The sequence below is a fragment of the Bacteroidota bacterium genome (genome assembly GCA_039714315.1).
GTDB lineage: Bacteria > Bacteroidota > Bacteroidia > Flavobacteriales > JADGDT01 > JADGDT01.
The window spans coordinates 1-7,389 of sequence record JBDLJM010000152.1; the positions used below are offsets into that span (position 1 = coordinate 1).

At 37.2% G+C, this 7,389-nt stretch carries 4 protein-coding genes; all 4 read left to right on the top strand.

The window, feature by feature from the left end:
• The first annotated feature begins 15 nt into the window (after positions 1 to 15).
• On the top strand, positions 16 to 561 hold the full coding sequence (locus ABFR62_12150; protein MEN8139174.1) for a cob(I)yrinic acid a,c-diamide adenosyltransferase: 546 nt from the start codon (positions 16 to 18) through the stop codon (positions 559 to 561).
• Between the two features lie 181 nt (positions 562 to 742).
• Positions 743 to 964, top strand: coding sequence for a DUF2795 domain-containing protein (locus ABFR62_12155; protein MEN8139175.1), 222 nt, complete (start codon positions 743 to 745; stop codon positions 962 to 964).
• 180 nt (positions 965 to 1,144) lie between these two features.
• Complete coding sequence (secA, locus tag ABFR62_12160) at positions 1,145 to 4,498, top strand: preprotein translocase subunit SecA (GenBank protein ID MEN8139176.1); 3,354 nt, start codon at positions 1,145 to 1,147, stop codon at positions 4,496 to 4,498.
• A gap of 201 nt (positions 4,499 to 4,699) precedes the next feature.
• A partial coding sequence (gene ppdK / locus ABFR62_12165) for a pyruvate, phosphate dikinase (GenBank protein MEN8139177.1) occupies positions 4,700 to 7,389 on the top strand: 2,690 nt, incomplete at its 3' end.

Genomic DNA, 7,389 nt, shown 5'->3' on the forward strand with positions numbered 1-7,389 from the left:
TCAAATTATTAACAGATGAAAATATACACAAAAACCGGAGATAAAGGCTCCACTTCTCTATTTGGCGGACAACGTGTTGAAAAGCACAATATCAGGATAGAAGCTTATGGCACCTTAGATGAACTTATTGCCTATATGGGCTTAATAAGAGATTTTTCGGACGAACAGACTAAAGAAATAATTATCAAAATTCAGAATACATTATTCAAAATTGGTTCACATCTCGCTACTGCGAAAGATAACAAAAAAGCCCAAAACAAATTACCTGAAATCAGCAATAAAGATATTGATCTATTGGAAAAAGAGATAGACAGAATAGATCAAAACATTCCCCCTATGACAAATTTTGTACTTCCGGGAGGGCATTCTAATATTTCGCATTGTCATATTGCGAGAACTATCTGTAGAAGAACAGAACGCAGGATATCCTCTCTTAGTGAGGTGGAGGAAATTGATACAATAATAAAAGTATACATCAACCGTTTATCTGATTACTTATTTATGCTTTCCAGAGAATTTTCTGCAAAATTAAACAGCGAAGAAATTTTTTGGAAACCTTAGTGTTTCGTTAAAACACTTCAAAAACACTCAGCTAAATAGCTTATATTTTTATCTTTAATAGTTAAAAATATAAGCTCATTTTATCTGTAAAAAAAGATAGAATTACAGAAAAATCATTTTTTTCTTTGATTTCATCTATAAAAAATTACATTTGCAAAAAATATAACATACATCATAAACTATGTATTGGACTTTAGAATTAGCATCATACCTAAGCGATGCACCATGGCCTGCTACTAAAGACGAACTTATTGATTACGCTATTCGTACAGGAGCGCCTCTTGAGGTTGTAGAAAACCTACAATCAATCGAAGATGAGGAAGACAGTTATGAGTCAATTGAAGAAATCTGGCCGGATTATCCTTCGGATGAAGATTTTCTATGGAATGAGGATGAATATTAGAAAGCAATAAGTTTATCTGTAAAAACAGATTAACGTTTACATTGATAAGTTCATAGAATTGCATAATAGCGCTTTCTGTGAGCTTATTTGGTGTTTATAAATCTACTATTTTGGTTTACAAACACCGAATTATTCAATTATTTGCTTGGCAATAAATTAGAAATTTAAAATATTAATAAAATGGGATTTTTAGATAAAGCTATGAAGCTTCTTTTTGGTGATAAATCATCGAAAGATGTACAGGCTTTAAAACCTATCTTGGATAAGATAAAAATTGTTGAAGGCGATATCTCTAAACTGTCAAATGATGGTTTGAGAAATAAAACAGAAGAGTTTAAACAAAAAATTAAAGATGCTACTTCTGCTCAAAACAATGAAATAGAAAAACTTCGTGCAGAATCCAATGCCGAGGGTATTGATATTCACAAAAAAGAAGAATTATACACCAGAATTGATCAGCTTGAAGATGAAGCTTATGAGATTTCTGAGAAAGTTCTTGAGGAAATACTTCCGGAAGCATATGCACTAGTTAAAGAAACAGCAAAGAGATTTGCCGAAAATGATCAACTAGAAGTTACTGCTACTCAATTCGACAGAGAATTGTCTGCTACACGACAGCACATTGAACTTGTTGATGACAAAGCTATTTGGGACAATGCATGGGATGCAAATGGCGAAATAGTTAAATGGGAAATGGTACACTACGATGTTCAGCTAATTGGTGGTACTATTCTTCATCAGGGAAAAATTGCAGAGATGGCAACCGGTGAAGGTAAAACACTTGTTGCAACACTTCCTGTTTATCTTAATGCTCTACCCGGAAAAGGTGTTCACGTAGTAACGGTAAACGATTACCTGGCAAAACGTGATGCTGCCTGGATGGGGCCTGTTTTTGAGTTTCACGGCTTAAAAATTGACTGTATTGATCATCACCAGGCAAATTCAGAAGAAAGACGTAATGCATACAAAGCCGATATTACTTATGGTACAAACAATGAGTTTGGTTTCGATTACCTGAGAGATAATATGGCCCATACGCCTAACGATCTTGTACAACGAAGACACAATTATGCCATTGTCGATGAGGTCGATTCTGTATTGGTAGATGATGCGAGAACTCCGCTGATTATTAGTGGTCCGGTTCCTAAAGGTGACTTACACGAATTTAACGAGTTGAAACCTAAAATTGAAAAACTTGTTTCCAAACAACGTCAATACCTTCAAAATGTTCTTTCCGATGCTAAAAGAATGTTTAAGGAGGGGCACGAAGAGGCAGGTTATAACTTATTTTCGGTTTACAGAGGTTTACCTAAAAACAAAGCTCTTATCAAGTTTCTGAGTGAAGAAGGAGTAAAAACTCTCTTACAGAAAACAGAAAACTACTATATACAGGACAAAGAGCGCGAAATGCACAAAGTTGATGTTAATCTGTTTTTCTCAATTGACGAGAAAAACAATTCTATCAACTTAACCGATAAAGGTATTGATTTATTGTCGGGAGATACAGATCCTGATTTCTTTATCATGCCTGATATTGGAATGGAAATAGCAGCTATAGATAATGCATCCGCTTCTGATGATGAAAAAGCTCATAAGAAGGATGAATTATTCCGCGACTATTCAATAAAAAGTGAAAGAATTCACTCGATGAACCAACTTTTGAAAGCATACACTTTATTTGAGAAAGATGTTGAGTATGTTATCATGGATGGTAAAATCAAAATTGTAGATGAGCAAACCGGTCGTATTATGGATGGCCGTAGATATTCAGATGGATTACACCAGGCTCTTGAAGCAAAAGAGAATGTAAATATTGAAGCTGCTACGCAAACATTTGCAACTATTACATTGCAGAACTACTTCCGTATGTACCGTAAACTTTCGGGTATGACGGGTACTGCGGTTACCGAAGCCGGTGAATTCTGGGATATTTACAAGTTAGACGTTGTTGAAATTCCAACAAACCGTCCTATCGTTAGAGATGACAGAGAAGATTTAGTTTACAAAACTAAACGTGAAAAATATAACGCTGTAATTCAGGAAGTAGTTAAATTGTCAAAAGCAGGAAGACCTGTATTAGTTGGTACTACTTCTGTTGAAATTTCTGAATTACTAGGTAGATTACTGAAAGTCAACCACATCACACACAATGTTCTTAACGCCAAGTTGCACAAAAAGGAGGCCGATATTGTAAAAGAAGCAGGTCACCCCGGTGTTGTAACTATTGCGACAAACATGGCAGGGCGTGGTACGGATATTAAGCTTACACCTGAAGCTAAAGCAGCAGGTGGTTTGGCAATTGTCGGTACAGAACGTCACGATTCACGTCGTGTTGACCGTCAGTTAAGAGGTCGTGCAGGTCGTCAGGGTGATCCGGGATCTTCGCAATTCTACGTTTCGCTGGAAGATAATCTAATGCGTTTGTTTGGTTCTGAAAAAATAGCCAAACTGATGGATAGAATGGGCTTGGAAGAAGGAGAAGTTATTCAACACTCTATGATTTCAAAGTCTATTGAACGCGCACAAACAAAAGTTGAAGAAAATAACTTCGGTATTCGTAAACGTTTGTTGGAATATGATGATGTTATGAATTCTCAGCGTACGGTTATTTACAAACGTCGTCACAATGCTTTATTTGGAGACAGACTTGCTGTAGATATTGCCAGCATGATTTACGATACTACAGAAGAAATTTCTATTTCTGCAAAAGGATTAGGCGATTACGAAAACTTCAAATTAGATTTAGTTCGTTTCTTAAGTATTGAATCTCCTGTTAACGAAAGTGAATTTAACTCTTTAACAGTAGATGAATTAAGTCAAAAAGTTTTCTCAAAAGCCTATAAACACTATAAGGAAAAATCGGCACGTACTGCATCTGCTGCTTACCCTGTAATAAAAGATGTTTTCGAAAACCAGGGAGACAGATATGTAAATATCGTTATTCCTTTTACCGATGGAGTTAAGCAAATGCAGGTTGTAACAAATCTAAAAGACGCTTACGAATCAGAAGGTAAACAACTTAACAAAGATTTCGAGAAGAATATTACTCTGTCTATTATCGACGAATCGTGGAAAAATCACCTTCGCGAAATGGATGAGCTGAAACAATCTGTTCAGAATGCATCTTATGAACAAAAAGATCCTTTATTGATATATAAATTTGAATCTTACGAGCTTTTCAAAGCTATGATAGATAAGGTTAATAAAGATGTTATTTCGTTCTTATTGAAAGGTAACTTACCTCAAATGGAGCAGCCTCAGCAAAATATTCGCGAGGCAAAAGAGCTTCCTCGAAAAAGAGAAAAACTTCAAACAAGCAGAGAATCTGATCTGCCAAGCGACAATCAGGGTCAGCCAAATCAAACTCAGGCTCCACAAGTTCAGGAAACATTTGTGAGAACCGAGAAGAAAATTGGCAGAAACGATAAAGTTACAATCAAAAATGTAATGAATGGCGAAAGTAAATCGATGAAGTACAAACAAGCGATCCCTATGATAGAAAAAGGTCAATGGGTTCTTGTTGACGAAGATTAAGCTTTTTAATTTAAAATAAATCTAAAGACCTGAATATCAATATTATTCAGGTCTTTTTTTTATCTTTAATATACAATAAACATCTCCTATATAAACACCTACGGCCCTCGCCCATTTAAAATTTGTTATCTCATGTAATACCAACTTAAAATCAAATTGGTATAAGTGGCTTTTTTATATTGATAATAAAAAAACATTTATATGAGTACAAAACGTATTTATACCTTTGGTAATGGTTTTGCCGAAGGGAATTCAGAAATGAAAAACCTCCTTGGAGGCAAAGGTGCAAATATTGCAGAAATGAATTTGATTGGCATTCCTGTTCCTCCGGGATTTACAATTACAACAGAGGCCTGCCTGGAATACAATAAATTAGGTAAAGAAAAATCTATAGAAGTACTCAAAGCAGAAGTACAGGACGGTATTGCCAAAACTGAAGCAATAATGGGATCCAAATTTGGCGACAAACATAATCCCTGCCTGTTTTCCGTTCGCTCCGGGGCAAGAGCATCAATGCCCGGAATGATGGATACTGTTCTTAATCTGGGCTTAAACGACAATACTATTCAGGGCTTAATTGCCCAATCGGGTAATGAACGGTTTGTTTGGGATTCATATCGCAGATTCGTTCAGATGTTTGGAAATGTTGTTTGGGGCGTTCAGGCAGTATCAAAAGAAGATCACGATCCTTTTGAAGAAGCTATGGATAAAGTCAAAAAAGCCAAAGGAATTGAACAGGATACAGAACTGGATGTTGATGATTTAAAAGGCTTAGTTTCAAAATTTAAGCATATATGTGAAAATTACACCGGGGAAAAATTTCCGGAAGACCCCTGGGAACAATTGTGGGACAGTATTATTGCCGTATTCGACAGTTGGAACACTCCAAGAGCTAAATACTACAGATTAATACATAAACTACCCGAAGACTGGGGTACCGCAGTAAATGTTCAGGCGATGGTATATGGCAATCTGGGTGACAATTCAGGAACCGGAGTTGCATTCACAAGGGATGCAGCAACAGGTGAAGACATTTTCAATGGTGAATTCCTGATGAATGCCCAGGGAGAAGATGTTGTATCAGGAGCAAGAACACCGCAACAGATAACTTTGGAAGGCTCAAAAAGGTGGGCTTTGTTGGCAGAAGTATCAGATGAGGAGAGAAAGAAAGTATACCCTTCCTTAGAAGAATTATTGCCGGAAGTTTATAAAGAGCTGGATGAAACTCAACAAAAAATAGAAGATCATTACAGAGAAATGCAGGATTTAGAGTTTACAATTCAAAATGGTAAACTTTGGATGTTACAAACCCGTAGCGGTAAGCGTACAGCCGCCGCAATGGTCAAAATCGCAATGGATTTCCTTCGACAGGGAATTATAAGTGAAAAAGAGGTTATCTTACGGCAAGAGCCCCAAAAATTAGATGAACTCCTCCATCCTATTTTTGACAATACATCTGTAGAAAAAGCAAATATACTGGCAAAGGGATTACCTGCCTCCCCGGGAGCTGCCACCGGTCAAATAGTATTCTTTGCCGACGAAGCAGAAAAATATGGTGATTCCATTCTCGTTAGAAACGAAACATCGCCCGAAGATCTGGAAGGAATGCATATTGCCAAAGGTATATTAACTGCCAGAGGAGGTATGACTTCGCATGCTGCAGTTGTTACCCGAGGTATGGGGAAATGCTGTATATGTGGTGCGGGATCATTAAAGATCGACTACAAATCGCGGGAAATGAATGTGAATGGAATTAAGTTTAGAGAAGGCGATTGGATATCACTAAACGGTACGGCCGGTGAAGTATACGAAGGACAATTAGACACACAGACCCCTGAATTAAGCGGTGATTTTGGTGAATTGATGAAACTTGCAGATAAATACCGTAAACTGGGAGTAAGAACAAATGCTGAAACAAAGAGAGAGAGTATTAAAGCAAGGAAATTTGGAGCTGAAGGAATTGGCCTTTGCAGAACTGAACATATGTTCTTTGAAGGTGAAAGACTGACAAGGATGAGAGAAATGATTTTGGCTCATGACGAAGAGGGCAGAAAAGCTGCTCTAAATAAACTGCTTCCCATACAAAAAAAGGATTTCAAAGATGTTCTTGAAGCAATGGCTGACTTACCTGTAACAATAAGACTTTTAGATCCTCCTTTACATGAATTTTTACCCCATGATGAAACAAGTCAGCAGGAAATGGCAGATTTGATGGGGATTTCGATCGAAGAAATCAAAGACAAAGTATCAGAATTACAGGAGTTTAACCCAATGCTCGGACACAGAGGATGTCGTTTAGGTATAACATACCCCGAAATTACTGCTATGCAGGCAAGAGCAATTATCGAAGCAGCGCTTGAACTCAAAGACAACGGCATCAATACATATCCTGAAGTAATGATCCCTTTAATAGGAACCGTTAAAGAGTTTACAATGCAGGAAAAAATTGTACGTACGGTTTTTGAAGAGGTTTTCGAAGAAAAAGGAGATAAAATTGAATATCTGGTAGGTACGATGATCGAAATTCCCAGAGCTGCTCTTACAGCTGATAAGATCGGAGAAGTAGCAGATTTTTTCTCGTTTGGAACAAACGACCTTACACAAATGGGCTTTGGTTATTCACGCGATGATGTTGCTAAATTTTTACCAATCTATATGAAAAAAGGAATATTGGAACACGATCCTTTCCAGGTAATTGATCAGGAAGGTATTGGACAATTGGTAGAAATGGGCACTTCAAAGGGAAGAAGTACCAATCCTAACCTTAAGGTTGGAATATGTGGCGAACACGGAGGAGAACCAAGTTCAGTGGAATTCTGCCACAGAGTTGGCATGGATTACGTGAGTTGCTCACCGTTCCGTGTACCTATTGCCAGACTTGCTGCAGCACA